This is a genomic window from Streptomyces sp. NPDC091289 (genome assembly GCF_044757365.1).
In the GTDB taxonomy this organism is placed as follows: domain Bacteria; phylum Actinomycetota; class Actinomycetes; order Streptomycetales; family Streptomycetaceae; genus Streptomyces.
In genome coordinates, this window is sequence record NZ_JBIVUT010000011.1 from 31,477 (window position 1) to 57,123 (window position 25,647).

23 protein-coding genes are annotated in these 25,647 nt (G+C 73.0%); 7 read left to right on the top strand and 16 right to left on the bottom strand.

The features are described from left to right. From ACIQPT_RS16175 to ACIQPT_RS16190, 4 genes are read left to right on the top strand one after another with little or no spacing between them, the layout of a single operon-like run. Positions 1–1,092: an ABC transporter permease gene (locus ACIQPT_RS16175; RefSeq protein WP_401156405.1), complete on the top strand. Its 1,092-nt coding sequence runs from the start codon at positions 1–3 to the stop codon at positions 1,090–1,092. Beyond that, entirely contained in the window at positions 1,089–2,030 is a 942-nt protein-coding gene (locus ACIQPT_RS16180; protein WP_401156407.1) for an ABC transporter permease, read from the top strand. Before ACIQPT_RS16175 ends, ACIQPT_RS16180 begins: the two co-directional genes overlap by 4 nt. Continuing rightward, the gene (locus ACIQPT_RS16185; protein ID WP_401156408.1) at positions 2,027–3,106 is read left to right on the top strand and encodes an ABC transporter ATP-binding protein; all 1,080 of its coding nucleotides are present in this window, start codon (positions 2,027–2,029) and stop codon (positions 3,104–3,106) included. The genes ACIQPT_RS16180 and ACIQPT_RS16185 overlap by 4 nt, the downstream gene beginning before the upstream one ends. Beyond that, positions 3,103–4,143: an oligopeptide/dipeptide ABC transporter ATP-binding protein gene (locus ACIQPT_RS16190; protein WP_401156409.1), complete on the top strand. Its 1,041-nt coding sequence runs from the start codon at positions 3,103–3,105 to the stop codon at positions 4,141–4,143. The genes ACIQPT_RS16185 and ACIQPT_RS16190 overlap by 4 nt, the downstream gene beginning before the upstream one ends. A 148-nt stretch (positions 4,144–4,291) precedes the next feature. Here the strand turns inward: ACIQPT_RS16190 and ACIQPT_RS16195 are convergent, their stop codons facing one another. The 12 genes from ACIQPT_RS16195 to rimP form a co-directional block, all read right to left on the bottom strand. Continuing rightward, positions 4,292–5,029 carry a VOC family protein gene (locus ACIQPT_RS16195; RefSeq protein ID WP_401156411.1) on the bottom strand — a complete coding sequence of 246 codons (738 nt, stop codon included), beginning with the start codon at positions 5,027–5,029 and terminating at the stop codon, positions 4,292–4,294. A 32-nt stretch (positions 5,030–5,061) separates the two neighbouring features. Continuing rightward, complete coding sequence (locus ACIQPT_RS16200) at positions 5,062–5,628, bottom strand: dihydrofolate reductase family protein (protein ID WP_401156413.1); 567 nt, start codon at positions 5,626–5,628, stop codon at positions 5,062–5,064. Between the two features lie 92 nt (positions 5,629–5,720). Beyond that, the gene (locus ACIQPT_RS16205; protein ID WP_401156414.1) at positions 5,721–6,833 is read right to left on the bottom strand and encodes an XdhC family protein; all 1,113 of its coding nucleotides are present in this window, start codon (positions 6,831–6,833) and stop codon (positions 5,721–5,723) included. Between the two features lie 81 nt (positions 6,834–6,914). Beyond that, complete coding sequence (locus ACIQPT_RS16210) at positions 6,915–7,871, bottom strand: bifunctional riboflavin kinase/FAD synthetase (protein WP_401156415.1); 957 nt, start codon at positions 7,869–7,871, stop codon at positions 6,915–6,917. Between the two features lie 43 nt (positions 7,872–7,914). Continuing rightward, on the bottom strand, positions 7,915–11,460 hold the full coding sequence (locus tag ACIQPT_RS16215) for a trypsin-like peptidase domain-containing protein (protein WP_401156416.1): 3,546 nt from the start codon (positions 11,458–11,460) through the stop codon (positions 7,915–7,917). Between the two features lie 223 nt (positions 11,461–11,683). Then, on the bottom strand, positions 11,684–12,583 hold the full coding sequence (gene truB, locus ACIQPT_RS16220) for a tRNA pseudouridine(55) synthase TruB (protein ID WP_401156418.1): 900 nt from the start codon (positions 12,581–12,583) through the stop codon (positions 11,684–11,686). After that, positions 12,580–13,062: a 30S ribosome-binding factor RbfA gene (gene rbfA, locus ACIQPT_RS16225; protein WP_401156419.1), complete on the bottom strand. Its 483-nt coding sequence runs from the start codon at positions 13,060–13,062 to the stop codon at positions 12,580–12,582. The genes truB and rbfA overlap by 4 nt, the downstream gene beginning before the upstream one ends. Positions 13,063–13,098: 36 nt before the next feature. Continuing rightward, entirely contained in the window at positions 13,099–13,392 is a 294-nt protein-coding gene (locus ACIQPT_RS16230) for a DUF503 domain-containing protein (RefSeq protein ID WP_401156420.1), read from the bottom strand. Positions 13,393–13,576: 184 nt separating this feature from the next. Continuing rightward, positions 13,577–16,723: a translation initiation factor IF-2 gene (infB, locus tag ACIQPT_RS16235; RefSeq protein ID WP_401156422.1), complete on the bottom strand. Its 3,147-nt coding sequence runs from the start codon at positions 16,721–16,723 to the stop codon at positions 13,577–13,579. Positions 16,724–16,863: 140 nt separating this feature from the next. Next, positions 16,864–17,151, bottom strand: coding sequence for a YlxR family protein (locus ACIQPT_RS16240; RefSeq protein ID WP_401156424.1), 288 nt, complete (start codon positions 17,149–17,151; stop codon positions 16,864–16,866). A gap of 113 nt (positions 17,152–17,264) precedes the next feature. Continuing rightward, the gene (gene nusA / locus ACIQPT_RS16245; RefSeq protein ID WP_030629635.1) at positions 17,265–18,305 is read right to left on the bottom strand and encodes a transcription termination factor NusA; all 1,041 of its coding nucleotides are present in this window, start codon (positions 18,303–18,305) and stop codon (positions 17,265–17,267) included. Positions 18,306–18,307: 2 nt separating this feature from the next. Next, on the bottom strand, positions 18,308–18,811 hold the full coding sequence (gene rimP / locus ACIQPT_RS16250; RefSeq protein ID WP_401156426.1) for a ribosome maturation factor RimP: 504 nt from the start codon (positions 18,809–18,811) through the stop codon (positions 18,308–18,310). Positions 18,812–18,987: 176 nt separating this feature from the next. Between rimP and ACIQPT_RS16255 the strand changes: the two genes are divergently transcribed. The 3 genes from ACIQPT_RS16255 to ACIQPT_RS16265 are packed head-to-tail and all read left to right on the top strand — an operon-like array spanning position 18,988 to position 21,015. Next, on the top strand, positions 18,988–19,548 hold the full coding sequence (locus tag ACIQPT_RS16255; protein ID WP_401156427.1) for a hypothetical protein: 561 nt from the start codon (positions 18,988–18,990) through the stop codon (positions 19,546–19,548). Beyond that, positions 19,545–20,069 carry a ferritin-like domain-containing protein gene (locus ACIQPT_RS16260; RefSeq protein ID WP_401156428.1) on the top strand — a complete coding sequence of 175 codons (525 nt, stop codon included), beginning with the start codon at positions 19,545–19,547 and terminating at the stop codon, positions 20,067–20,069. Before ACIQPT_RS16255 ends, ACIQPT_RS16260 begins: the two co-directional genes overlap by 4 nt. A gap of 31 nt (positions 20,070–20,100) precedes the next feature. Beyond that, positions 20,101–21,015, top strand: coding sequence for an aminoglycoside phosphotransferase family protein (locus ACIQPT_RS16265; RefSeq protein WP_401156430.1), 915 nt, complete (start codon positions 20,101–20,103; stop codon positions 21,013–21,015). A 60-nt stretch (positions 21,016–21,075) separates the two neighbouring features. On the opposite strand, the gene ACIQPT_RS16270 is transcribed toward ACIQPT_RS16265, so the two are convergent. The 4 genes from ACIQPT_RS16270 to ispG all read right to left on the bottom strand — a co-directional run bounded on the left by ACIQPT_RS16270 (position 21,076) and on the right by ispG (position 25,646). Further along, positions 21,076–22,779 (bottom strand): proline--tRNA ligase, encoded by a 1,704-nt coding sequence (locus tag ACIQPT_RS16270; RefSeq protein WP_401156432.1) that lies wholly within the window; start codon positions 22,777–22,779, stop codon positions 21,076–21,078. 80 nt (positions 22,780–22,859) lie between these two features. Then, the gene (locus ACIQPT_RS16275) at positions 22,860–23,429 is read right to left on the bottom strand and encodes a GNAT family N-acetyltransferase (RefSeq protein WP_401156434.1); all 570 of its coding nucleotides are present in this window, start codon (positions 23,427–23,429) and stop codon (positions 22,860–22,862) included. 61 nt (positions 23,430–23,490) lie between these two features. Beyond that, a complete protein-coding gene (locus ACIQPT_RS16280) occupies positions 23,491–24,333 on the bottom strand; it encodes a GNAT family N-acetyltransferase (protein ID WP_401156707.1) in 843 nt (280 codons plus the stop codon). Between the two features lie 155 nt (positions 24,334–24,488). Next, complete coding sequence (gene ispG / locus ACIQPT_RS16285) at positions 24,489–25,646, bottom strand: flavodoxin-dependent (E)-4-hydroxy-3-methylbut-2-enyl-diphosphate synthase (protein WP_401156435.1); 1,158 nt, start codon at positions 25,644–25,646, stop codon at positions 24,489–24,491. Between the last annotated feature and the right edge of the window lies 1 nt (position 25,647).

Genomic DNA, 25,647 nt, shown 5'->3' on the forward strand with positions numbered 1-25,647 from the left:
ATGAGCTCAGAAAGCACTCCCGCGCTGCGACAAGGCGCGGCAGGCGTGGAGAGCACAGAATCCGGCGGCCCGGCTCCGGCCGGGCCGTCGGCCCGCTCCCCGCGCTCCCGCAGTACGGCCGCCTACGCCCGCTACGCGGCGGGCAAGATCGCCGGTGCGGCCGTCTCCCTCTTCGCCGTCCTCGTCACCAGCTTCTTCCTCTTCCGGCTGATCCCCGGCGACCCGGTCAAGCAGATGACCGGCGGCCGCCAGGTGTCGGCCGAACAGATCGCGGCGATGCGCCGCGAGTTCGGGCTCGACCTGCCGCTGTGGCAGCAGTTCACCCAGTACTGCGGCAAGGCGCTGACCGGCGACTTCGGTACGTCGTACCAGTTCCGCGCCCCGGTCGTCGACAAGATCGCCGAGGCGCTGCCCGCCACCCTGCTGCTGACCGGCACCGCCTTCGTGATCTACACGCTGCTCGGCATCTGGCTGGGCGCCCGCTCCGCGTGGCGCAACGGCAGCGCCGGGGACCGGACCAACACGGCGTTCGCGCTGACGCTGTACTCGGTGCCCTCGTTCTGGCTCGGGCTGCTCCTCATCATCACCCTGTCGGTGGGCATCGGCCCGATCCCCGGGCTCTTCCCGACCGGCGGCATGGAGTCCGGCAACACCGAGGGCTTCGACCGGGTGCTGGACATCGCCCACCACATGGTGCTGCCCGTCATCACCCTCGTCGCCGTGGAGTACGCGCGCACCCTGCTGGTGATGCGCTCCTCGCTGCTGGACGAGATGGGCAGCGACTATCTGACGACCGCCCGCGCCAAGGGGCTGCGCGACGACCTCGTCCGCCGCAAGCACGCCGTGCCGAACGCGATGCTGCCGACGGTGACCCTGCTCTTCGTGAACCTCGGTACGACGGTGGCCGGGGCGATCCTGGTGGAGACGGTGTTCTCCTGGCCGGGGCTCGGCGGGCTGTTCTACCAGGCGCTGAGCGTGCCCGACCTGCCGTTGGTGCAGGCGTTGTTCTTCGTGTTCGCCGCCGCGGTGATCCTGATGAACACGCTGGCCGATGTGATCTATCCGCTGCTCGATCCCCGGGTGGGCCGATGACGACGTCGATGGACAAGCCCTCCGGGACCCCCAAGGACGTACGGGGACCGAGCCCACGCGCCCTGACCCGGGCCCGGCGGCGGCAGGCCGTGAGCCGCTTCTGGCGGCAGTACCGCACGCACCGGGCCGGGCTCGTCGGCCTCGCCGTGCTGGCGGTGATCGCCCTGCTCGCGCTGACCGCCCCCCTGCTGGTGGGGGCCGACTCGCAGAGCGTGACCAACGCCCCGGGCGGTCCGATGGAGGCGCCGAGCGGTGAATTCCCCCTCGGCACCGACCAGTTCGGCCGCAGCCTGCTGGCCCTGATGCTCTGGGGCACCCGGGTCTCCCTGACGGTGGGCCTGCTGGCCGCCTTCCTCTCCGTGGCCATCGGTACCCTCATCGGGATCACCGCGGGCCACTTCAAGGGCTGGTACGCCACCGTCATCATGCGGGTCACCGACTGGTTCCTGGTAATGCCGACCCTGGTGCTCGCCATCGCGCTGGCCACGGTCCTGTCCCGGTCGGTCTGGACGACGATCCTGGCGATCGGCGTGACGACCTGGCCGACGACCGCCCGGCTGGTCCGGGCCCAGACGCTGTCCGTCGAGTCCCGCCCGTACATCGAACGCTCCCGGGCGCTCGGCGGCGGGCACCGCCACATCATGTCGCGTCATGTGCTGCCCAATGTGATGCCGCTGGTGCTGGCCCAGACCACGCTCGTGATCTCCACCGCCATCCTCACCGAGGCGACCCTCGCCTTCCTCGGGCTCAGCGATCCCACGGTCGTCTCCTGGGGCGGTCTGCTCCAGGACGCCCGCGAGGCCGGCGCGGTCAGCTCCGGCAATTGGTGGTACCTCGCTCCGCCCGGACTCGCCATCGCCGTCGTCGCCCTCGCCTTCACGCTGTGCGGCCGCGCCATCGAGTCCGTGCTCAACCCCAAGCTGGGGGTGTCCCGTTGACCGCGACGACCACGACCACCACGCCGAACCCGGACCCGTCCGGCTCGCCCGGCGCGACGAAGCCGGTCGGCGACCCGCCGCTCCTGGAGGTGCGGAATCTGACCGTCACCTACGGCAGCGGGAGCGACGCCGTCCCCGCCGTACGGGGCGTCGATCTGCGGGTGGAGGCCGGGCAGAAGCTCGGCATCGCCGGGGAGTCCGGCTGCGGCAAGTCGACGCTCGCCCTCGCGCTGCTGCGGCTGCTGCCCACGACGGCCACGCTGTCCGGCGAGATCCTCCTCGACGGCGAGGACATCCTGACCATGAAGTGGGGGCGGCTGCGGGCGGTCCGCTGGGCCGGGGCGTCGATCGTCTTCCAGGGCGCGATGCACTCGCTGAACGCCGTGCACCGGGTCGGGGACCAGATCGCCGAGCCGATCCTGCTGCACAGCAGGGCCACGCCAGCCGCCGCCCGCAAGCGGGCCGGTGAGCTGCTGGAGCAGGTGGGGCTGCCCGCCGCCCGCGCCCAGGCCTATCCGCACGAGCTGTCCGGCGGGCAGCGCCAGCGCGTGATGATCGCCATGGCGCTGGCCTGCGATCCGCGTCTGATCGTCGCGGACGAGCCGACGACGGCCCTCGACGTGATGATCCAGGCCCAGATCCTGCGCCTGATCGAACAGCTGGTGGCCGACCAGGACGTCGGGCTGATCATGATCAGCCATGACCTCGCGGTGCTCGCCGACACCTGCGACCGACTCTCGGTGATGTACGCGGGCCGGGTCGTCGAGGAGGGCCCCGCCCGGCAGGTGTACACGGACGCCCGCCACCCGTACGGCAAGGCGCTCTCCGCCGCCTTCCCGAAGATCGGGGACCTCTCCTCCCGGCACGCCCCGCGCGGCCTGCCGGGCGATCCGCCGGACCCGGCGGCGCTGCCGGGCGGCTGTACGTTCCATCCGCGCTGCCCGGTCGCCCTGGACTCCTGCGCCACCGAGGACCAGGAGCTGCGGGAGGCCGGGGGCGAGCGCCGGGCTGCCTGCGTCCTGGTGGACGCGGGCCGCACAGGGCCCGGAGCCGACGACAAGAGGAGCACGACATGAGCACCACCCCTCCCGTCGGCACCGTCCCTCCTGTCGGCACCGCTTCCCTCGGCACCGCTCCCCTCCTCAGTGCCGAGGAGCTGAAGGTCGCCTTCCCCGGCCGGCGCGGAGCCGCCACCGCCCGCGCCGTGGACGGCGTCGACCTCGACATCCGGCCCGGCGAGATCGTCGCCCTGGTGGGTGAGTCCGGCTGCGGCAAGACGACGCTCGCCCGGTCGCTGCTCGGCCTGGTCCCGCCCACCTCGGGACGGGTCACGTTCGGCGGCGCCCCGCTCGACTACTCGGGCCGGGCGCTCAAGGCGTACCGGAAACGCGTGCAGTTGGTCCTCCAGGACCCGAGCGGCTCGCTCAACCCCCGGCACACGGTGTACGACGCGGTGGCCGAGGGGCTGCGCATCCACGGGTACGCCGGGGACGAGCGGGCGGCCGTCTCCGGGGCCCTGTCCCGGGCCGGACTGCGGCCGCCCGAGCGGTTCTTCCTGCGCTTCCCGCACGAGCTGTCGGGCGGTCAGCGCCAGCGGGTCGTGATCGCCGGGGCGTTGGTGCTGGATCCGGAGCTGATCGTGGCCGACGAGCCGGTGGCCTCGCTGGACGCGTCGGTACGGGGCGAGATCCTGGCCCTGCTCCTGCGCCTGAGGGACGAGCTGGGGCTCTCGGCGCTGGTCGTCACCCATGATCTGGGGCTCGCCTGGAACATCGCGGACCGGGTGGCGGTGATGTATCTGGGCCGGATCGTCGAGACGGGCCCGGTCGAGCAGTTGCTCACGGCCCCCCAGCACCCGTACACCCGGGCCCTGTTGTCCGTGCTCCCGGAGGCGGAGGGCGAACCGGTCGTGCTGGCCGGGGAGCCGCCGGACCCCTCGAAGGTGCCCTCCGGCTGCCGGTTCCACGTCCGCTGCCAGGTGCTGGCCTCGGGCGAGGCGGAGCGGGCGGGGGTGGCGGAGGCGTGCCGCACGGTGGATCTGCCGGTGCTGAACGGGAGCGGGGACACCCAGGTGGCGTGCCACTGGGCGGCGGCCTGCGGTGAGAAGGCCTAAGGGGCTTCCCGCGTCCGAGGGTCGTCCCGCACAGGGTCTTCGACACGGATGCCGTCGGGCGGTGGTGCCCCCGCCCGACGGCTCGCCCGCTCCGGCACGAGAGGCACGAGAGACACAAGGGTCACGAGGGAGCGGACGGGGTTCCGCGTCAGCCCCGGCCGAGAACGCAGAACTCGTTGCCCTCCGGGTCGGCCAGGACGACCCAGGAGACATCGCCCTGGCCCACGTCGGCCCGTGTCGCGCCGAGACCTTCGAGCCGGGCGATCTCCTTCGCCTGATCCTCGACCGGGTCGGACATCACATCGAGATGGACGCGGGTCCACACGACCTCGTCGTCCGGCGTGCGGCGGAACTCCAGGTACGGCCCGACGCCCTTGACGGAGCGCAGCAGGGCGCGGTCGTCGGTCAGTTCGTGGACGGTCCAGTCGATCGCCTCGCCCCAGAACCGGACCATGGCCCGCGGGTCGGCGCAGGCGACGACCACGGCGGCTATCGGCCCGGTGTCCCGGTGGAGCTCCCGGGGCTCCAGGACGCTGAACGCGTTGCCTTCCGGGTCGGCCATCACCGTCCACGGCACGTCGCCCCGGCCCGCGTCGGCGGTCGTCGCCCCGAGCTCCTCCAGACGGGCGACCAGCTCCGCCCGCTGGGCCTCGGAGGTGGTGGCGAGCTCGATGTGCACGCGGTACCTCACCGTCTCCGGGTCCGGGACGCGGACGAGGTCGACGCAGACGGCGGTCGGGTCCGGCCAGGCGAAGCCCACGGGTTCCAGGTTGGTGACTCCGGGCCCTTCGGTGGCGGCAGCCCAGCCGAGCGCCTCCGCCCAGAAGTCGCCGAGCGCCGAGTCGTCCCGGGCCTTGAAGTTCACCTGAACAAGTTGCAGCGTCATGCCGGACACCCTAAAGGCCGTGCCGGCCGGGCTCAGCGGTCTTCGGGGGCCCGGTAGCGCGCGTAGATCAGTCCGCTGTCGAAGGCACGCTCCTCGACCAGTTCGAGGTCGAGGCGCACCCCGTCGGGGAAGAACCGCTTGCCGCCGCCGACCACGCTCGTGGTGATGAACAGGTGGTATTCGTCCACCAGACCGGCCCTGATCGCCTGGGCCGCGAGGTTCGGGCCGTCGACGGTGAGGTCGTGATCGGCTTCGGCCTTGAGCCTGCGCACCGCGTCCGGATCGAAGGTCCGCTCGATCCTGGTCCTCGCGCTGGACACCGAGTCCAGCGTCGTGGAGTACACGACCTTCTCCGCGGCCTTCCAGTCGCGGGCGTACTGCAGGATGTGCGGCGGCTGGTCGGGCTCGGTGTGCGCGGTCTCCCAGTAGACCATCGTCTCGTACATCCGCCGGCCGTAGAGATACGTGCCGACGGGGCGGAAGAGGTCGTTGACGAAGGTGTGCACCTCCGGGTCCTCGGCCCCGGTGCCGAGACCGCCCTCCGCCGCCTCGGCGTAGCCGTCGAGCGAGGTGATCATCGAGTAGATGAGCTTGGCCATGGGGTTCCTCCGGCTACGAACGCGTGGGTCCCCGGGTGCTTCCGGGGTTCTGCGGGTGCTTCCGGGGTGGTGACCTGCGGACGGCCCGGAACTCATCGGTCCCGGTGGATCGCGCCCGTCAGGTCGCCGAGCGGGCGGCCCGTGCCGCCCCAGCGGTGCTGGATGATCTCGGCGGCGATGGAGACCGCCGTCTCCTCCGGCGTACGGGCTCCGAGATCGAGGCCGACCGGTGAGGCGAGGCGCGCGAGGTGTGCCTCGTCCACCCCGGCCTCCCGCAGCCGGGCCAGCCGGTCGCGGTGGGTGCGGCGGCTGCCCATCACCCCGATGTACGCGGCGGGCGTGCGCAGGGCCGCGACGAGCAGGGGCACGTCGAACCTGGGGTCGTGGGTGAGCACGCAGATCGCGGTGCGGGCGTCGACCTCGGTGGACTCCAGGTAGGTGTGCGGCCAGGCCCGGACGACCTCGTCCGCCGTGGGGAAGCGTTCCCCGGTGGCGAAGGCGGGGCGGGCGTCGCAGACGGTGACCCGGTAGCCGAGGAAGGAGCCGATGCGGGCGGTGGCCGCCGCGTGGTCGATCGCGCCGAAGACGAGCATGCGGGGCGGCGGGGCGTACGTCCGCACGAAGACGGCGACCTCCTGCATCCGGCGCTGGCCGTGCGCCCCGTACCACTGGATGCCGGTGAGCCCCTGGGCCAGCAGGCCTCGGGCGTCGTCGGTGACGGCCGCGTCGAGCCCCTCGTTCCCCAGGGTGCCGGTGGTGGGCCCGGTGTCGGCGGGCCGGACGGTCAGGCGGGCCCCGGTCTCCGCGTCGCCGGACAGGACCGTGGCCTCGGCGACCGGCCGGTCGGCGGCGATCAGATCCAGCAGAGCCGCGAGATCCGTCAGCTCACCTTCCGAAACGTACGCGCGCACCAGGATCTCGATGGTGCCGCCGCAGGTCAGCCCGACGCCGAACGCCTCGTCGTCGCTGATCCCGTACGACACCACGCGCGGCCCCGCCCCGGCAAGCACCTCACGGGCCACCTCGTACACATCGCTCTCGACACAGCCGCCGGAGACGCTGCCGAGGACCGTTCCCGCCGCGTCGACGGCCATGACCGCGCCGGGGTCGCGGGGCGCGCTGCCGTGCACGGCGACGACGGTCGCCAGGGCGAGGGGAATGCCGTCGGCGCACCGGGCACGGAGGGCGGGCAGGATGTCGCGCACCCTGTCAGCATCCGCCGTCCCGGGGCGGGGCGCACGGCCGGGAGGTACGTCAGTGGGGCGGTACGTCAGTGGGGCGGTACGTCAGTGGGCGCGGTCGTACGCGGCGATCAGCTCGCTGGAGCGCTTCACATCAGCGGCCATGGCGACCAGGAGGTCGTCGATCGAGTCGAACTTCAGCATGCCGCGGACGTACGCGAGGAACTCGACGGCCACGTGCAGCCCGTACAGGTCCAGGTCGACCCGGTCGATGGCGTACGCCTCGACCGTCCGCTCGGTGCCGTCGAACTGCGGGTTCGTGCCGACCGAGATCGCGGCGGGCATCGACTCGCCGTCCACCTCCAGCCAGCCGGCGTAGACGCCGTCGGCGGGGATCGCGGTGTGCGGCAGGGTCTCCACGTTGGCCGTCGGGAAGCCCAGCTCACGGCCGCGCTGCGCGCCGCGCACCACGATGCCCTCGACCCGGTGCGGGCGGCCGAGGATCTCGGCGGCGCCGGCGACGTCGCCCTCGGCGATCAGCCGGCGGGTGAGGGTGGAGGAGAACGGCTGTCCGCCGCCCGCCTCGCCGGTGACGTACAGGTCGATGACCTCGACGGTGTAGTCGTAGGTGGCGCCCAGCTCGGTCAGGAGCGCGACGTTCCCCGCGGCCCGGTGGCCGAAGCGGAAGTTGGGGCCCTCGATGACGGCCTTGGCGTGCAGCCGGTCGACGAGGACCTTCGCGATGAAGTCGGCGGGCGACAGCTTCGAGAACTCGGTGGTGAACGGCAGGATCAGCAGGGCGTCCACGCCCAGCCCCGCCATCAGCTCCGCGCGGCGGTGGTGCGGGGCGAGCAGCGGCGGGTGGCTGCCGGGGCGGACGACCTCGCTGGGGTGCGGGTCGAAGGTGACGACGACGGACGGAACGCCCAGCTCACGGGCGCGCTCGACGGCCCGGCCGATGATCAGCTGGTGTCCGCGGTGCACGCCGTCGTAGGAGCCGATGGTGACGACGCTGCGTCCCCAGTCCTGGGGGATGTCCTCCAAGCCACGCCAGCGCTGCACTGTGACCGCTCCTCGCCCGAACCTGTGTACGTGTGTATGTCGATTACGCAGGTCTAAGACTGCCATGCTCACGTCCCGCCGCCTGCATCGGCATCGGCATCGGAGGACGTGATGTCTCCAACGCCTCGACGGTGCGCCGGGCGCTCGGGCCCACGACCGCCGCCCACTCCTGCGGGGCGTCGGCCAGCCAGCGGGTGACGAGGGCGGCGAATCCGGGTACGTCACGGGCGAGTTCGACCAGGCCGCGGTCGAAGCGGGCGGCGCCCTCGGGGGTGCGGACGAGCAGCATCCCGGTGCGGTGGACAAGGGCGCGCGTACGGATCTCCGGGCGGCGCTCCGAGCCCTCGGCTGCGGCCCGGAGCAGGGCCTCCAGCACGTCCGGGTCCCGGCCGGTGACCTGCTCGAACTCCAGCAGCACCTCCAGCAGCTCGGCCCGCAGCGGCCGGGACGCGGGGCTCCCGGCCCCGGCGAGGACCCGGGCGAGCGCGGCCCGCACGGGCGGCGGTGCGGGGCGGTCCCGCAGCAGCCCGGTGACCAGGGGCAGCAGGAGCGCCCGGGCGGCGGGGCCGTGCTCCAGGCGGAGGTCGACGTACTCGGCGGCGTGCGTGCCGTCCTGGGGGTGGGCGTCGATGTACTCCCGTACGAGTCCGGCGACGTGCAGCGCGAGCGCGGGCGTGTCGAGGCCGGCCAGCGCCCGCAGCACCGCTCCCCCGCCGTCGCCGGGGCGGGCCAGGCGGGCGCGGAGGGCGGCGAGGACCGGCTCCGGGTGGGCCGGGAACACCTCGGCGAGCAGCTCGACGGAGAGCCGGGGGTCTCCGGCGGCGAACGCGCGCAGGGCCGCCGGGAGGTGGCGCTTCCTGGCCCCGGGGTCGCGGACGAGGAGGGTGAGGGCCGCGGCGTGCAGGTCGGCGTCCTCGGGCCGGTCCAGCAGTACGAGGGCGGCGGAGCGCAGCAGGGCCCGGTCGCCCTCGGCGGTGACCCGCTGCTGGAGGAGTCCGGCGTACCGGGCGGCGGCGGAGCGGCGGGCCGGGCGGTCCTCGTCACGGGCCCAGCGCTCGACGGCCCGGCAGAGCGCGGTGGGCTCGTCCTCCGCGAGGGCCAGCAGCAGTTCCCCGGCCCGCTGGTGCGGGGTGGCGATCAGCGCGTCGGTCAGATCGTCGAGGGCGAGGTCGCGGCGGGCGTAGAGCAGGGCCTGCGCGGCGGCGGCGACGGTGGGGCGCAGCGGGACGTCCGGCGCGTCGGGGCCCACGAGCAGCGGGCGTTCGTCGGTGAACCAGCGGCACAGCAGCGGCTGCACGGCGGGCGGGTCGAGGGTGAGGCGGCGGGCGACCGCGTCCAGATACCGTTCGTCGCCGTCGGTGCGGGGCAGCCCGTCGGCGGGCACGAGGCGGCGGAGCAGATCGATCCGGTCCTCCTCGGGCAGCCGCAGCCGCCGCCAGAACCAGGGCCCGAACTCCCCGTACGCCCCGAGGTCGCCGGGTCCGTCGGGGGCGGCGGAGCGGCGGGTGATACGTCCGGCGAGGACCCGCAGGACGCCCAGATACGGGCGGGCGTCGGGGACCCGCAGCAGGCTGCCGTTCAGCAGATGGGCGGCCCACCAGGCGGCGTCCTCGTCGCGCGGGCCCTCGTCGGTCCAGAGCCGGTCCAGCGCCTCGATCAGGTCGGCCATGCGGTGGGCGAGCGCGGCCGTGCCCTGGCGGCGGCCGAGGAGCACCATCGCCTGGATCACGGGGCCGATGCGGTGCCGGGGCACGGGCAGGCTGCGGGGCTCGCCGCCACTGTGCGGGTGCGGGGCGGGGCCCGTACTCCCCCGGTGCCAGCGGTGCACCAGGGAACGCAGGGCTGCGTCCAGGTCGAGATGGGCGCCCTGCACCCAGTCGCCGAGCTCCTCGTGGGCGAAGCGGTAGCCCGCCCCGGCGGGGACGAGGAGGCCCTCGGTGAGCACGGCGGAGGCCCAGCCGGTGCGCCAGGGGAAGATCTCCTCGAACGCCGCCCGGTCCAGCTCGCCCTGGCCCGGGCCCAGACAGCGGCGGGCCGCCTCGTGGACCTGGCCGGCGACCCGGGCGGCGAGCCGGCGCACGGCGGCACCGCGTGGCTGTTCGTCGGCGGCGGCCGCGATCCGGACCGCGACGCGCACGCACAGCAGGTCGAGGTGGGCGCCGAAGACGTCCTCGGTGTCGGGGCGGCCCGGCACCCCGGGCGGCAGCGCCGCGCGGACCTCGGCGAGGAGCCGCAGGGTGAGTGGGTGCCGGTCGTGGCCGGGGGCGAGGGCGGTGGCCGGGATGCCGTACGCCTCCTTGGCCCGCTCGGCCTGCTCGGGGGTGAGGTCGCCCAGCCGCAGGGCGGGCGGCAGCCTGCGGGCGGGGCGGTGCGGGCGGTGCAGGGCGTGCGGCGGGTAGAGGGCGCCCGCGGTCTCCCAGTGCTCGGGGCGACAGGCGACGACGAGCCGGACGCCCTGCTCGCGCAGCCAGACGGCGGTGCCGGCCGTCCAGTCGGCGAGCCGGTGCGCCAGCAGCGGCGGCATCTCCTCGGGGCCGTCGAGGACCACCAGGAGCGGATGCCCGGCGTCGGCGGCGAGCCGGGCGACCCGCTCCGGGGTGGCCGTGCTCATGTCGCCGCGGGCCCCCGCCGCCGTGACGATCCGGGCGGAGCGGGTGAGCGTACGGCTCGCGGCGTCCGCGACGGAGGTGTCGTCGGCCAGCAGATCCGCGCCGCGCAGCCAGAGGGTGGGGGCGGGCGCGCGTCCTTCGGCGCGGCGGGCGGCGAGGGCGGCCAGCTCGGTGGTGCGGCCGGTGCCGGGTGCGCCGACGAGGCCGAGGACCAGGCCCGTACCGGCGGCGAAGGCGGTGAGCTCGGCGTGGACGTCGTCGCGCTCGACCGGCGCGGTGCGGGCCTTCGGGCCGTCCGCCGAGCCGACGGAGGTGGCGGTGAGCTGGAGGGCCCCGGCGAGGTTGAGGTCGGGTCCGTAGGCGGGGGCGGCGGTGGCGTTGCGGCGCAGCAGGGCGTCCAGCGTGTCGTCCATGCCCCGGACGATCGGCAGGGCGAGGCCGGCCGCCTCGTGCGGGGCGGTGAGGGCGGTGCAGAGGATGCCGACGACCGCGCCGGTGGCCGGGTCGGTGACGGGCCCGCCGATGGCCGCGCCCCCGGAGCGCAGGGCGTCGCGCCCGTCGGTGCCGAGGGCCAGCTCCAGGGCGGCGGGGACCGGGTGGGCGGTGCCGTCCGGTGCGGTGCAGGTGGCGGGGGTGGTGCCGAGGACCCGGGCCTCGCGGCGGCCGTGGGCGGCGATGTCCACGTAGCCGCCGGGTTCGGCGCGGTCGCGTCCGGCGATGGGCAGGGGTTCCGCGTCGAGGGCGTCGGGGCCGCCGGTGCGCAGGAGGGCGAGGCCGAGGGCGGGCAGCGCGGTGATGTCCTCGGGGGCGACGGAGCAGGTGCGGCCGTCGGTGCCGTGGAGGAGGAGCGGGCCCGGGGAGGCGACGGCCTGGTGGGCGGTGACGACCGTGCCGCGGTCGTCCGCGACGAATCCCGTCCCTCGCGGCCGGCCGGCCTGATCGCAGATTCTTACCAGCTTCGACCGGTCCCCACTGCCCATGGTCCGACGTTAGGCCGCCGGTGATCTCCCGGAGGGCGCGGACGGGGAAAGCGCCCCCCGCGCCCCCGGTATTCACTCCGAGCGCCCGCCCAATGGGGTGAATAGGCGTGTCCCCCGGGGAGCAGGAATGGTGCCGGGGAGGGGAACGTGGAGCGGGCACCGGTTGGGGGGTGGTGCCCGCTCCACAACAAGCAGTCGGCGCGTCCGCCGGACATGCACCGGCTCAGGCGAAGACGGCGAGGCTCTTGGCCTTGCCCTTCTCCTCCTCGACGAGCACGAGGAACGTGCCGTCGGGCCCGAAGACCGCGACCGGCCCCCGCGGATGGGCGGGCATGTCCAGCCGTACGCCGTTGAGGAGCAGCTTGGCGCGCTTCTCGTCCACGTCCCAGCGGGCGAACGCGGAGGCGGCCGCCTCGGCGACCGGCATCACGGTCAGCTTCTCCTGGTGCTGGTCGAGCGTCCGGGCCGCATCCAGTCCGTACGGGCCGACCCGGGTGCGGCGCAGCGCCGTCAGATGGCCGCCGACGCCGAGCCCGGCGCCGAGGTCGCGGGCCAGGGCCCGGATGTACGTCCCCGAGGAGCAGACGACGGAGACGACCAGGTCCACCACGGGGGTGCCGTCCTCGGCGACGGCCTCGCGGACGTCGTAGACGCGGAAGGAGGAGACGGTCACCGGGCGGGCCGGGATCTCGAACTCCTCGCCGCCGCGCACCCGCGCGTAGGACCGCTTGCCGTCGATCTTGATGGCGCTGACCTTGGAGGGCACCTGCATGATCGCGCCGGTCAGGGCGGCCACGCCCGCGTCGATGCCTTCACGCGTCACGCCGGAGGCGTCCGTGGACGAGGTGATCTCGCCCTCGGCGTCGTCGGTGACGGTGTCCTGGCCGAGCCGGATCGTGCCGAGATACTCCTTCTCGGTCAGGGCGAGGTGGCCGAGCAGCTTGGTGGCCCGCTGGACGCCGAGCACGAGGACTCCGGTCGCCATCGGGTCCAGGGTGCCGGCGTGGCCGACGCGCCGGGTGCGGGCGATGCCGCGCATCTTGGCGACGACGTCGTGCGAAGTGAAGCCGGACGGCTTGTCGACGATGACAAGGCCGTCCGGCGTGGTGGTCTGCTCGGTCATGCGGAGGCGGGGCCCTCGTTCTTGTCGGTCGAGCCGGTGGTGTCCGCCTCGTCGTCCTCGTCCTCGGGCTTGCGGTACGGGTCGGCGTCGCCGGCGTACTGCGCGCCCGTGGACACCTGGCGCACCTCCGCGTCCTTGGCCCGCGCCTTGTCGAGGAGGTCCTCGATGGTGCGGGCGTTGTCCGGGAGGGCGTCCGGGACGAAGGCCAGGCTCGGCGTGAACCGGACCCCGGTCTGCCGTCCGACCTCGGTACGGAGGACGCCCTTGGCGCTCTCCAGCGCCGCGGCGGAGGCCGCGCGCTCCTCGTCGTCGCCGTAGACCGTGTAGAAGACCGTGGCCTCCCGCAGGTCGCCGGTGACCCGGGCGTCCGTGATCGTCACGAATCCCAGCCGCGGATCCTTGATTCGCCGGTCCAGGGTCTCCGCGACCACGACCTGGATGCGATCGGCCAGCTTGCGGGCCCGCGCGTTGTCGGTCACCGGTCCGTCACTCTTCCTTCTGATTTCGCTCGACTGTCAGTCTTCGTCACTGTGCAGCCGCCGTCTCACCGACAGCAGCTCCACCTCGGGACGCCCCGCGACCAGCCGCTCGCAGCGGTCCAGCACGTCCGTGAGGTGTCCGGTCTCACCGGAGACCACGGCAAGGCCGATCTCGGCCCTGCGGTGGAGATTCTGTCCGCCTGTCTCGGCCACGCTCACCGCGTACTTGCGCTGGAGCTCGGCGACGATCGGGCGGACGACGGAACGCTTCTCCTTCAACGACCGTACGTCGCCGAGGAGCAGATCGAAGGACAGGGTCCCCACATACATGTGTGTCCGGATGTCCCGCCGGTTCGGGTTCGTGCCCCGCCAGAGCTTGCCGGGGACATCAGAACCGTACCGGAACGGCCGGAGCCGATCGACGGAAATACGACCCGTCGACCGGCCCCGACCGTGGTGGAGGGGGAAGGGGGCCGGGAGCGAACTCCCGGGACCCCGCCCCCGTCCTTGCGGATCAGCCTCGCGGCTTCTCGCGCATCTCGTACGTCGCGATGACGTCGTCGATCTTGATGTCGTTGAAGTTTCCGAGGTTGATACCGCCCTCGTAGCCTTCGCGGATCTCGGTGACGTCGTCCTTGAAGCGGCGCAGACCGGAGATGTTGAGGCTCTCCGCGATGACCTTGCCATCGCGCAGCAGGCGCGCCTTGGTGTTGCGCTTGACCTCGCCGGAGCGGACCAGCACACCGGCGATGTTGCCCAGCTTGGACGAGCGGAAGATCTCGCGGATCTCCGCCGTGCCGAGCTCGACCTCTTCGTACTCCGGCTTGAGCATGCCCTTGAGGGCCGCTTCGATCTCTTCGATCGCCTGGTAGATGACCGAGTAGTACCGGACGTCCACGCCTTCGCGCTCGGCCATCTGCTCGGCACGCCCTGCGGCGCGCACGTTGAAGCCGATCACGATGGCGTCGGAGCCGGTCGCCAGGTTGATGTCCGACTCGGTGACCGCACCCACACCGCGGTGCAGGATCCGGATGTCGACCTCTTCACCGACGTCGAGCTGGAGCAGCGAGGACTCGAGAGCCTCCACCGAACCGGACGCGTCGCCCTTGATGATGAGGTTGAGCTCCTGGACCAGACCGGCCTTGAGCGCCTCGTCCAGGTTCTCCAGGGAGAACCGGACACCCTTGCGGGCGAAGTTGGCGTTGCGCTCACGAGCGGCACGCTTCTCGGCGATCTGGCGGGCCGTACGGTCCTCGTCGACCACCAGGAGGTTGTCGCCGGCACCCGGGACGTTGGTGAGACCCAGGACCAGGACGGGGGTCGACGGACCCGCTTCCTGGACGTTCTGACCGTTGTCGTCGAGCATCGCCCGGACTCGGCCGTACGCGTCGCCGACGACCACCGTGTCACCGATGCGCAGCGTTCCGCGCTGGACCAGGACGGTCGAGACGGCACCGCGGCCGCGGTCGAGGTGGGACTCGATCGCAATACCCTGCGCGTCCTGCTCCGGGTTGGCCCGCAGGTCGAGCGAGGCGTCGGCGGTGAGGACGACGGCCTCCAGAAGAGCCTCGATGTTGAGGCCCTGCTTGGCGGAGATGTCGACGAACATCGTGTCGCCGCCGTACTCCTCGGCCACCAGACCGAACTCGGTGAGCTGACCGCGCACCTTGGTCGGGTCGGCACCCTCGACGTCGATCTTGTTGACCGCGACCACGATCGGCACCTCGGCCGCCTTGGCGTGGTTCAGCGCCTCGATCGTCTGGGGCATCACACCGTCGTTCGCCGCCACCACGAGGATCGCGATGTCGGTGGACTTCGCACCACGGGCACGCATGGCGGTGAACGCCTCGTGACCCGGGGTGTCGATGAAGGTGATACGGCGGTCCTCGCCGTTGACCTCCGCGCCGACCTGGTAGGCACCGATGTGCTGCGTGATGCCGCCGGCCTCGCCCGCGACGACGTTCGTCTTGCGGATCGCGTCCAGCAGTCGGGTCTTACCGTGGTCGACGTGACCCATGACGGTCACGACCGGCGGACGGGAGACCAGGGCCTCTTCGCCGCCCTCGTCCTCGCCGAACTCGATGTCGAAGGACTCGAGCAGCTCGCGGTCCTCCTCCTCGGGGCTGACGATCTCCAGGACGAAGTTCATCTCGTCCGCGAGCAGCCGAAGCGTCTCGTCGGGGACGGACTGCGTCGCGGTGACCATCTCGCCGAGGTTCATCATCACGCCGACGAGCGACGCCGGGTTCGCGTTGATCTTCTCCGCGAAGTCCGTGAGGGAAGCACCGCGGGAGAGCCGGACAGCCTGCCCGTTGCCGCGGGGCAGCATGACGCCGCCGACCGACGGGGCCTGCATGGACTCGTACTCCTGGCGCCTCTGCCGCTTCGACTTGCGGCCACGACGCGCCGGACCGCCGGGACGGCCGAACGCACCCTGTGTGCCACCGCGGCCACCGGGACCACCGGGACGGCCACCGAAGCCGGGACGACCGCCGAAGCCGCCGCCGCCACCGGGACGACCGGCACCGCCGCCGCCACCGGGACCGGCCGGACGGCCGGCGAAGCCGCCACCGCCACCACCGGGACGACCGGCGAAGCCGCCGCCGCCACCGGGACGACCGCCGCCGCCACCGGCACCGCCGGGACGACCGCCGCCACCGCCGCCGGGACCACGGCCACCGCCGGGGCCACCACCGGGACGCGGGCCCGCAGCGGGACGCTGCGGCATCATGCCCGGGTTCGGACGGTTACCGGCGGGACCGCCGCCGGGACGCGGAGCCTGCGGGCGGGGCATGCCGCCCGGAGTGGGACGGGCACCGCCCTGACCCTGACCACCCTGCGGACGCGGGGCGCCGCCGGGGCCACTGCCCTGGGGACGCGGGGCGCCGGGGCGCTCCGAGCCGCCACCGGGGCGCGGGGCACCACCCGGACGGGGCGCGCCGGGGCGCGCCATGCCGGTGGAACCGCCGGAGGTGAAGGGGTTGTTGCCCGGACGGGGACCGGCCGGACGGGCGCCGCCGGGGCGCGGGGCGCCCTGACCCGCGGGACGTGCGGGGCGGTCGCCGCCACGCTCGCCACCACGGCCGCCGTCACGCTGACCACCATCGCGCTGGCCACCGTCACGCTGTCCGCCGGCCGGAGCCGGACGGGCGGGGGCGGGACGGGGACCCGGGGTGGCACCCGCGGGACGCGGGGCCTGGGGCTGCTGCGGGGCAGCCGGCTGGGCCGGAGCCGGAGCCGAGAACTCGGCGGCCGGGACCGGGGTCACCGGGGCCGCCTTCGGCGCGGGCTTCGGGCCCGGACGGGGGCCCGCCGACGGCGCGGAAGGCGCCGCGGGGGTGCTGGTCTCCGGGGCCTCGGCAGCGGCCGGCTTGGCAGCCGGTACGCCGGGCTTCGGGGCAGCGGGACGTGCCGCAGCGGCCGGGGAGGGCGCTGCGGGCTTCACGGGCGCCGCCTTGCGGGGCGCACCAGGCTTGGCAGCGGACTTGCCGGCGTTGCCGCCGGGCCCCTGCAGTGCGTCGGTCAACTTACGTACAACCGGCGCCTCGATCGTCGAGGACGCCGAACGGACGAATTCACCGAGTTCTTGGAGCTTGGCCATGACGACCTTGCTCTCGACGCCGAACTCCTTGGCGAGTTCGTATACCCGGACCTTAGCCACTTCGCTCCTTTTAGGTCCGGGTTACCGCCGGACCGTCGCTACTTCATGGGCGTACTCATCGCGTACTCATCGAGTGCTCATCGCAATCTCGACCTACTTCCAACTCGCGAGGTACCTGACCGCACGGGGACCCGTGCCGTTCACTTTTCTTGCGGTGTCACCCGCTCGACGAACCGCGTCAGTGCCGCGGTGTCGAACGGCCCCTTGGCCTTGAAGGCCCGGGGGAACGCCCGGCGGCGAACCGCCAGGTCGAGACAGACAGAGACAGGGTGCACGTAAGCACCCCGGCCGGGCAGCGTACCGCGTGGATCAGGGGCGCAGGCGCCCTCGTCCACCACGATGCGCAGCAGCTCGCTCTTGGCCGCTCGCTCCCGGCATCCCACACAGGTTCGCTCGGGGCAAGCGCGGGCTTGCGTCCGGCCAGACACGTTTAAGTCTACCTCCCCGTACCGACCTCACCCCTTTGGGGCAAAAATCGAACGGATGTTGTCGTGATCTCAGCGGCGTACCACCCAGATCTATTCCCTGGACCCGCTCCGGGTCAACGCCTTTCCGAGCGCTCGCGGGCCCGCTCGGCCCGCTCGCGGTCGGCGTTCTCGCGCTCTTCGTCCGTCTCGGTGTCGGGGCGGATGTCGATGCGCCAGCCGGTGAGACGGGCGGCGAGGCGGGCGTTCTGGCCCTCCTTGCCGATCGCCAGCGACAGCTGGTAGTCCGGCACGGTGACGCGGGCGGAGCGGGCGCCGAGGTCGACGACCTCGACCTCGCTCACCCGGGCGGGCGAGAGGGCGTTGGCGACCATCTCGGCCGGGTCGTCGGACCAGTCCACGATGTCGATCTTCTCACCGTGCAGTTCGGCCATGACATTGCGCACCCGGCTGCCCATCGGGCCGATGCAGGCGCCCTTGGGGTTCAGGCCGGCGCGGGTGGAGCGCACGGCGATCTTGGTGCGGTGACCGGCCTCGCGGGCGATGGCCTCGATGACCACCGAGCCGTCCGCGATCTCCGGGACCTCCAGCGCGAAGAGCTTCTTCACCAGGTTGGGGTGGGTGCGCGAGAGCGTCACCGACGGACCGCGCACGCCCTTGGCTACCCGTACGACATACGTACGAAGGCGCAGACCGTGGGTGTACTCCTCGCCCGGGACCTGCTCCTGGACCGGCAGCATGGCTTCCATCTTGCCGATGTCGACCAGGACGTTCTTGGGGTCCTTGCCCTGCTGGACGACGCCCGTGACGACATCGCCCTCGTGGCCCGCGTACTCCCCGAAGGTGCGGTCGTCCTCGGCGTCGCGCAGCCGCTGCAGGATGACCTGCTTGGCGGTGGTCGCGGCGATCCGGCCGAATCCGGACGGGGTGTCGTCGAACTCCTTGGGCTCCTGGCCCTCTTCGAGGTCGGCCGGGTCCTCCTTGGCCCACACCGTCACGTGGCCGTTCTCGTCGAGCTTCACGCGCGCCCGGCGGTGGCTGCCGTCGGTGCGGTGGTACGCGATGAGGAGGGCCGACTCGATCGCCCCGACGAGCACGTCGAAGGGGATCTCCTTGTCCTGCGCCAAGCCCTTCAAAAGCTTCACATCGATGTCCACGGCTACGCCTCCTCTTCCTTCTTGTCCTTGCGGTTGAATTCGATCTCCACGCGCGCCTTGGCGATCTCGTCGAAGGCGAGGCGGCGGGCGGTGGGCTTGCGGCCCTTGACGCCGGGCACTTCGAGGTCCAGCCCGTCCTCGTCGACGGCGAGGATGCGGGCGACCAGTTCACCGGATCCGTCGCCGGCCAGGTGGAACCTGGCCAGCCGGCCGATGGCGCGTACGTAGTGGCGGTGCTCGGTCAGCGGGCGGTCCGCGCCGGGGGAGCTGACTTCGAGGACGTACTCGCCCTCGCCCATCGCGTCGGTCTCGTCCAGCTTCTCGGAGATCGCGCGGCTCAGCTCCGCGCAGGCGTCCAGCTCCACGCCCTCTTCGGAGTCCACGATGACCCGCAGCACTCCACGTCGGCCGGCCCGGGACACCTCGATCTCCTCGAGGTCCAGCTGCTGCGCGCTGACGAGCGGTTCCAGCAACCCGCGCAGCCTCTCGCTCTGGGTGGTGCTCATCCGGGTGACTCCTCGGCCGCGTGTGCTGTTGTGGGGATCGTCGTGCGTCAGGTCAAAGGGTATCCGGTCGCCAGGGGTGTTGCCGTCCGCCTGCCGCTCGGCCGCGGGTACGCTCGCCTGCGGTGATCACATCAGGACAGATCCGGTCAGGACCGGTCCAGGCCCGAAGGAGAAACGTGCGGCGCACGGGGACGACGCGCAGGGGGGCGCTCACCGCGACGGGAGCCCTCGCCCTGGGTGCGGTGCTGACCGGCTGCGGGGGCGGCGACGGGGCGACAGGGAGCGGCAGGCCGGCGCACTCCGGCGCGCGGGCCACCGCAGCGAAGGCCGAGAGGACCCTGCGCGAGAAGGCGGTGCGCGACGGCGCCCTCCTGCTCGCCCGGTACGACCTGGTGGCCGAGGCGCATCCGGCGACGGCGGCGGGCCTGGCGCCCCTGCGGGCGGCCGTGAAGGAGCACGGGAAGGCGCTGGCGCCGACGCGCGCGAAGGACAGCCCGAAGAGCGCCCCGAAGAGCGGCCCCGGGAAGACCCCTCCCGCCGACCCCGGCCCGGTGTCCGCCGAGCCGAAGGCCGCGCTGAAGGAGCTGGCCGCCGCCGAGCGCCGCCGGGCCGACGCGTACGCCGATGCCCTGCTGAACGCCGGGCCGGAGCTGGCCCGGCTGCTGGCCTCGGTGGCGTCGGCCGCGGCCGCGCACGCCTACCTGCTGACCGAACTGGCCGAGGAGAGAGCCGCATGAGCACCCGTTCCGTCCGGCCCTCCGATAACGACGCCGACGCCGACTCCCCCGAGCTGACCGCCGTCCAGGCGGCGCTGGCCGCCGAGCACGCCGCGGTGTACGGCTACGGGGTGCTGGGCGGCCGCCTCGACGGGAAGCGGGGCGCCGAGGCCCGGGCCGCGTACGACGGGCACCGGGCCCGCCGGGACGCGCTGGCGCGCACGGCCCGGGACCTGGGCGGGCGGCCGGTGGCCTCGGACGCCGCGTACGCTCTGCCGTTCGCCGTCGCGGACTCCCCGTCGGCCGTGCGGCTGGCCGCGGTGCTGGAGGACCGGATCGCGGGCGCGTACGCCGATCTCGTACGGGCCACCGAGGGCCCGCGCCGCGCGGAGGCCGCGGGCGCGCTGCGGGAGGCCGCGGTGCGGTCGGCCCGGTGGCGGGGCGGCAACGTAGCCTTTCCGGGGCTCGCCGAGCGGGCCGCCGGTGCGGATCCGGCCGCGACGGGCCCGGTGGAGGCCGCCGGCGCGGACGGCACGCGCTGATCCGAAGGACCGGAAAGGGAACACACGACGTATGGGTTTCGAACCGCCGCCGCGCCTGGTGCGCGCGCTCGGTGAGATGTACGGGGACGGCACGGCGGCCGACTGGCTGGCCGGGCTCCCCGCGCTGACCGAACGGGCGCTCACCGCCGGGGACGACCTCACCGTGGAGCGGGTGGCCGCCCCCGGCGGGCGCAGCTCCCTGGTGGTTCTGGTGCGGCGGGCCGACGGGACCCCGGCCGCGCTGAAGCTGGCCCCGCCGGTCGCCGGGCCGGAGCTGGAACGGGCGGCGCTGGAGCACTGGAACGGCTGGGGCGCGGTGAAGCCGCTGCCCGCCCCGGAGCTCGACGCGTCCGGCGCGATGCTGCTGGAGCGGCTGCACCACGAGGTGTCGCTGCGCTCGCTGCCGGAGGCGAAGGCCCTGCTGGAGGCGGCGGGCACGCTGCGCCGGCTGTGGGTGGAGCCGCCCGCCGGGCACGCCTTCGAGGGGGTGTCCGAGCGGACCGGGCGGCAGAGCGCCGGAATGCGGGCGGCCGCCGAGGCCGACCCGGAGCTGGCCCCGCTGGTGGACGCCGCGCTCGCGGCACGGGCGGAGTTGGTCGAGGGATCGCCCGAACTCCTGCTGCTGCACGGCAACTTCCGGCAGAGCAAGGTGCTGTCCGGGGAGCGGGCGCCGTGGCTGACTGTGGGTCCCGAGCCGCTGGTGGGCGAGCGCGCCTATGACCTGGCGCGGCTGGTGCGGGACCGGGTGGAGGATCTGATCGCCTCCCCCGGCGGCCCGGTGACGGCCCGGCGGCGGGTCAAGAAGCTGGCGGAGTCGCTGGAGGTGGAGCAGGCGCGGCTGCACGGCTGGACGCTGTTCCGGGCGGTGGAGTCGGGCACCCGCGCACTGGCCGAGGGGCGGCGGCAGATGGGCGAGGTCACCCTGGAGTTCGCGGGCTGGCTGTAGTCCCTCCCGTACGACGAAGGCCCCCGCGCGATCCTGCGCGGGGGCCTTCTCAGCGGTTGGTCAGGCCAGGTCGGCCGTCAGACGGGCGATGGCCTCGTCGACGGTCAGTTCCTCGCGCTCGCCGGTGCGGCGGTCCTTGAGCTCCAGGACACCGTCGGCGGAGCGGCGGCCCGCGACGAGGATCTTGGGCACGCCGATCAGCTCGGAGTCGGTGAACTTCACGCCGGGCGAGACGCCGGGGCGGTCGTCGACCAGGACGCGCAGACCGGCCGCGTTGAGCTTCTCGGAGACGTCGAGGGCCAGCTCCGTCTGGAGGGCCTTGCCCGCGGCGACGACGTGGACGTCGGCCGGGGCGATCTCACGGGGCCAGCACAGGCCCTTGTCGTCGGCGGTCTGCTCGGTGAGGGCCGCCACGGCGCGGGAGACGCCGATGCCGTACGAGCCCATCGTGACGCGGACGGGCTTGCCCTGCTGGCCGAGCACGTCGAGCTGGAAGGTGTCGGCGTACTTGCGGCCGAGCTGGAAGATGTGGCCGATCTCGATGGCGCGGTCCAGGGTGAGGCCGGTGCCGCAGGCGGGGCAGGGGTCGCCCTCCTCGACGACGACGACGTCGACGTAACTGTCGACCTCGAAGTCGCGGCCCGCGACCACGTTCTTCGCGTGCTTGCCCTCCTTGTTGGCGCCGGTGATCCAGGAGGTGCCGGGGGCGACGCGGGGGTCGGCGAGGTAGCGGACCTTCTCCAGGCCCTGGGGGCCGACGTAGCCGCGTACGAGGTCGTCACGGCCGACGAAGTCCTCGGCGGTGACGAGCTCGACGACGGCGGGCGCGAGGTGCTCGCCGAGCTTGCCGAGGTCGACCTCGCGGTGGCCGGGGACGCCGACGGCGACGATCTCGCCGTCCACCTTGACCAGCAGGTTCTTCAGGGTGGCGGAGGCGGGGACGCCCAGGTGCGCGGCGAGCGTCTCGATGGTCGGGGTGTCGGGGGTGTCCAGCTCCTCGACCGCGCCGTGCGCCGAGCCGTCGACCGGGGCCAGCGCGAAGGTCACGGCCTCGGTGTTGGCGGCGTAGTCACAGTTCGGGCAGTCCGCGAAGGTGTCCTCACCGGCGGCGGCGGGCGCCAGGAACTCCTCGGAGGCCGAGCCGCCCATCGCGCCGGAGACGGCGGAGACGATGCGGTGGTCCAGGCCGAGGCGCTCGAAGATCTTGATGTACGCGGCCCGGTGCAGGGCGTAGGAGTGCTCGAGGCCCTCGTCGGTGGTGTCGAAGCTGTACGAGTCCTTCATCTGGAACTCGCGGCCGCGGAGCACGCCGGAGCGGGGGCGGGCCTCGTCGCGGTACTTCGTCTGGATCTGGTAGAGCATCACCGGCAGGTCCTTGTAGGACGTGCACTGGTCCTTGACGGTCTGGGTGAAGATCTCCTCGTGGGTGGGGCCGAGGAGATAGTCGCCGCCCTTGCGGTCCTTGAGGCGGAAGAGCAGGTCGCCGTACTCCTCCCAGCGGCCGGACGCCTCGTAGGGCTCCTTGGGCAGCAGGGCGGGGAGCAGGACCTCCTGGGCGCCGATGGCGTCCATCTCCTCGCGGACGACGCCTGAGATGTTGTCCAGGACCTTCTTGCCGAGCGGCAGCCAGGACCAGATGCCGGCCGCGTTGCGGCGGACGTACCCGGCGCGGACCAGCAGCTTGTGGCTGAGCGTCTCGGCGTCCGCCGGGTCGTCGCGCAGTGTCTTGATCATCAATCGGGACATGCGCTGGACCTGGGCCATGATGAACTCCTGCTCGCAAGGGTGGTGGGCCCGAGGTTAGCCGGGCGGTGCGGGCTGGCGGAAATCGATTCGGTCCCGCCTCAGTCCCGGCGCAGCAGCGGCAGGGGCGCGCCCATGACCGCGTACGGCTGCGGGGCGCTCGGGAAGACGACCTGGCGGGCCAGGTCGCGGTAGCCCAGCGAGCGGTACAGGGTGCGGGCCGGGCTGTCCTTGTCGATCGCCGAGAGGATCGACCGGGGGTGGCCGACGGCGTCGGTGATGGCGGTGATCAGGGTGCGGCCGATGCCGCGCTGCTGGTGGCCCGGGTGGACGTGGAGTTCGGTGATGACGAAGGAGTCGTCGAGCCAGCCGTCGGAGCCGGTGGCCCGCAGATAGGGCTCGACGACGGTGGACCACCACTGGGCGCGGTCGTTGGGCAGCCCGTAGACGAAGCCGACGAGCCGTCCGTCGGGGGCGAGGGCGCCGAGGGCGCGGGCGTGAGGGTGTTCCAGATGTCTGAGGACGATGTGGCGGCGTACGTCGATCTCGTCCTGGCTCAGTCCGAAGGCGGCCGCCTGGACGTGCAGGGCTTCGTCGACGCGGGCGGCCAGGTCGACGGGGCCGATCTCGACGTCGGGTGCTGCGGGGCCTTCTCCGGGGGCTGCTGCCATGCGGGAACCCTACTGGCCGGGGCGGATACCTGGGTACGCGCGGCGGCTCAGAACAGGACGCTCAGAACAGGACGCTCATGAACGCGCCGACCTCGCGGAAGCCGACGCGGCGGTAGGCCTTGCGGGCGGGGGTGTTGTAGTCGTTCACGTACAGGCTGACGACGGGGGCGACGTCGGCCAGGGCGTAGCGCAGGACGGCGGCCATGCCCGTCTCGGAGAGGCCTTTGCCGCGGTGTTCGGGGGCGACCCAGACGCCCTGGATCTGGCAGGCCCGGGAGGTGGCCGCGCCGATCTCCGCCTTGAAGACGACCTTGCCGTCGTCGATACGGGCGAAGGAGCGGCCGGTGCCGATGAGTTCGGCGACCCGGGCCTGGTAGAGGAGTCCGCCGTCGCCGGCGAGCGGGGAGATGCCGACCTCCTCGGTGAACATCGCCACGCAGGCCGGCATCAGGATCTCGGTCTCGTCCTTGCGGACGCGGCGGACGAGCGGGTCGGGCGTGACGTCGGCGGAGAGGCTCTCGGTGACCATGAGGGGCTGGTTGCCGCGGACCTCGCGGGCGGGTCCCCAGCTGGGTTCGAGGAGCCGCCACAGCTGGGTGGTGGGTTCGGCGGGGCCGACGATGGAGGAGCAGCGGCGGCCGGCCCGGCGGGCCCGGTCGGCGAAGGCGCGGACGGCCTCGGGGCCGGCGCAGATGGGGACGAGGTTGGCGCCGGAGTAGCACAGGGAGCGGAGCCTGCCGTCGGCGTACCAGCCCCACATCTCACCGCCGAGGCGCCACGGATCGAGTCCCGCGACCTGCACGCGGGACGTCACGAAGGCGTTGGCCACGGGCTCGCTCTCCAGGATGGCGAGCGCGGCGCCGAGGTCGCTGGGTTCGAGGACCCGGGTGGTGGTCTGCGTCAACACGAGGGGGCCTCACCATGCGGTCTGCTGATTTCCGCACTGTACCCAACACGGCCCTCGAACGCCGCTCGAGTCCGGGAGCGGGCTTTCCGATACACCACCGCCCCGCCGGGCGCGGGGCCCGGCGGGGCGGTGATGACGTGGAACGTCGCAGGTCAGGCGCCGATGGAGACCTGAGGTTCGCCGGACGCGATGCCGTCCTGCTCCATCTGCTCGGCGATCTTCATGGCCTCTTCGATGAGAGTCTCGACGATCTTCGACTCGGGGACGGTCTTGATGACCTCGCCCTTGACGAAGATCTGGCCCTTGCCGTTGCCGGAGGCGACGCCGAGGTCGGCCTCGCGGGCCTCGCCGGGGCCGTTGACGACACAGCCCATGACCGCGACGCGGAGCGGGACCTCCATGCCCTCCAGGCCGGCGCTGACCTGGTCGGCGAGCTTGTAGACGTCGACCTGGGCGCGGCCGCAGGACGGGCAGGAGACGATCTCCAGGCGGCGCTGCTTGAGGTTCAGCGCCTCCAGGATCTGCAGGCCCACCTTGACCTCCTCGGCCGGCGGGGCCGAGAGGGAGACGCGGATGGTGTCGCCGATGCCCTCGGAGAGCAGGGCGCCGAAGGCGACGGCCGACTTGATGGTGCCCTGGAACGCCGGTCCGGCCTCGGTGACGCCGAGGTGCAGCGGGTAGTCGCTCTGGGCGGCGAGCTGGCGGTAGGCGTTGACCATGACGACCGGGTCGTTGTGCTTGACCGAGATCTTGATGTCGCCGAAGCCGTGCTCCTCGAAGAGGGACGCCTCCCACAGGGCCGACTCGACCAGGGCCTCGGGGGTGGCCTTGCCGTACTTCTTCAGGAGCCGCGCGTCCAGGGAGCCGGCGTTGACGCCGATCCGGATCGGGGTGCGGGTCTCGGAGGCCGCCTTGGCGATCTCCTTGACCTTGTCGTCGAACTGCTTGATGTTGCCCGGGTTCACCCGGACCGCCGCGCAGCCCGCGTCGATGGCGGCGAAGACGTACTTCGGCTGGAAGTGGATGTCGGCGATCACCGGGATCTGTGACTTCCGGGCGATCGTGGCCAGCGCGTCGGCGTCGTCCTGCGTCGGGCACGCGACCCGGACGATCTGGCAGCCGGACGCCGTCAGCTCGGCGATCTGCTGGAGCGTCGCGCCGATGTCCGACGTACGTGTCGTCGTCATCGACTGCACGGAAACGGGCGCGTCGCCGCCGACCGCGACCGTGCCGACCTGGATCTGTCGGCTGACCCTTCGGTCGGCGAGCTTGGTCGGAACGGCCGGCATTCCGAGAGAAATCGCAGTCATG

Excerpts from the sequence above, each read along its gene's own strand:
- ACIQPT_RS16180 (WP_401156407.1), top strand. The coding sequence starts at position 1,089 with ATGACGACGTCGATGGACAAGCCCTCCGGGACCCCCAAGGACGTACGG.
- ACIQPT_RS16270 (WP_401156432.1), bottom strand. The coding sequence starts at position 22,779 with ATGGCCCAGGTCCAGCGCATGTCCCGATTGATGATCAAGACACTGCGC.
- ACIQPT_RS16215 (WP_401156416.1), bottom strand. The coding sequence starts at position 11,460 with ATGGGCAGTGGGGACCGGTCGAAGCTGGTAAGAATCTGCGATCAGGCC.
- ACIQPT_RS16260 (WP_401156428.1), top strand. The coding sequence starts at position 19,545 with ATGAGCACCCGTTCCGTCCGGCCCTCCGATAACGACGCCGACGCCGAC.
- ACIQPT_RS16265 (WP_401156430.1), top strand. The coding sequence starts at position 20,101 with ATGGGTTTCGAACCGCCGCCGCGCCTGGTGCGCGCGCTCGGTGAGATG.
- ACIQPT_RS16175 (WP_401156405.1), top strand. The coding sequence starts at position 1 with ATGAGCTCAGAAAGCACTCCCGCGCTGCGACAAGGCGCGGCAGGCGTG.
- truB (WP_401156418.1), bottom strand. The coding sequence starts at position 12,583 with ATGACCGAGCAGACCACCACGCCGGACGGCCTTGTCATCGTCGACAAG.
- ACIQPT_RS16195 (WP_401156411.1), bottom strand. The coding sequence starts at position 5,029 with ATGACGCTGCAACTTGTTCAGGTGAACTTCAAGGCCCGGGACGACTCG.
- ACIQPT_RS16200 (WP_401156413.1), bottom strand. The coding sequence starts at position 5,628 with ATGGCCAAGCTCATCTACTCGATGATCACCTCGCTCGACGGCTACGCC.
- rimP (WP_401156426.1), bottom strand. The coding sequence starts at position 18,811 with ATGAGCACCACCCAGAGCGAGAGGCTGCGCGGGTTGCTGGAACCGCTC.
- ACIQPT_RS16190 (WP_401156409.1), top strand. The coding sequence starts at position 3,103 with ATGAGCACCACCCCTCCCGTCGGCACCGTCCCTCCTGTCGGCACCGCT.
- ACIQPT_RS16230 (WP_401156420.1), bottom strand. The coding sequence starts at position 13,392 with ATGTATGTGGGGACCCTGTCCTTCGATCTGCTCCTCGGCGACGTACGG.
- ACIQPT_RS16275 (WP_401156434.1), bottom strand. The coding sequence starts at position 23,429 with ATGGCAGCAGCCCCCGGAGAAGGCCCCGCAGCACCCGACGTCGAGATC.
- ispG (WP_401156435.1), bottom strand. The coding sequence starts at position 25,646 with ATGACTGCGATTTCTCTCGGAATGCCGGCCGTTCCGACCAAGCTCGCC.